General features: G+C 80.6%; 1 protein-coding gene. It reads right to left on the bottom strand.

The window, feature by feature from the left end; all coding sequences use genetic code 11:
* On the bottom strand, positions 1-808 hold an 808-nt coding region (locus tag WCS02_RS20635; protein ID WP_340296188.1), incomplete at its 3' end, for a Rossmann-like and DUF2520 domain-containing protein.
* Positions 809-941: the final 133 nt, after the last annotated feature.

Genomic DNA, 941 nt, shown 5'->3' with positions numbered 1-941 from the left:
GGTACGTCGGCGCGACCGCCTCGGCCGGGTCCCGCCCGGCGTCGGCGGCGGCGAGGGCGGCCAGGTGGGTGCGGACGGTGCCGGCGTCACCGCGGGCCACCGGGCCGGTGAGCGCCAGGTCGCCCGAGCGGACGGCGTTGTCCACGGCGGCCAGCACGAGCGGCCCGAGCAGGCCCGCGGCCCCCTCGACCCCGGCGTCGGCCAGCAGCTGGCGGGACTGCGCGAGCACGGTGACCACGTGGTTCGAGGCGTGCGCCAGCGCCGCGTGGTAGGCGGCGCGGGCCCGCTCCGGCACGACCACGGGCTCCGCGCCCATCTCGATGACGAGCGCCTGCGCGACCGGCAGGACGACGGCCGGCGCCGTGACCGCCATCGACGAGCCCGGCAGCCGGGCCAGGTCGAGGCTCGTGCCGGTGAACGTCATGGCGGGGTGCACCGCCAGGCCGATCGCGCCGGCCGCGGCCGCGGGGGCCAGGACCGCGGCACCGTGGCGGCCGGAGGTGTGGACGACGAGCTGGCCCGCCTGCCAGGCCCCCGTGGCGGCCAGCCCGGCGACGAGGTCGGCCAGGGCGTCGTCGGGCACGGCGAGGAGGACGAGCTCGGCGCGGCGGACCACCTCGGCCACCTCCAGGCGGGGGACGCCGGGCAGGAGCAGCTCGATCCGCTCGCGGCTGGCCTCGCTGACGCCCGACGCGCCGACCACCGCGTGCCCCTGAGCGCGCAGGGCCGAGGCGAGCACCGCGCCCACGCGACCGGCACCCACGACCCCGACGCCCAGGCGGCCGGCCGCACGGTCGGGCCGGGGCACGGCACCCGTGCCTGCGTCGGCGGGGCCGTCGGTGCTGGTCACGTCGGCGCACCCTACGCGGGGGGTCCCGGGGGCAGGACGGGCGGTGCCACCTCCGGCTGCGGGGCGGCGGCGACCCGCCGCATCCACCGCT

It is taken from the genome of Aquipuribacter hungaricus, from assembly GCF_037860755.1.
Classification (GTDB): domain Bacteria; phylum Actinomycetota; class Actinomycetes; order Actinomycetales; family JBBAYJ01; genus Aquipuribacter; species Aquipuribacter hungaricus.
The sequence above is the reverse complement of the archived record's forward strand: the minus strand, read 5'-3'. Positions and strand labels throughout refer to the sequence as shown.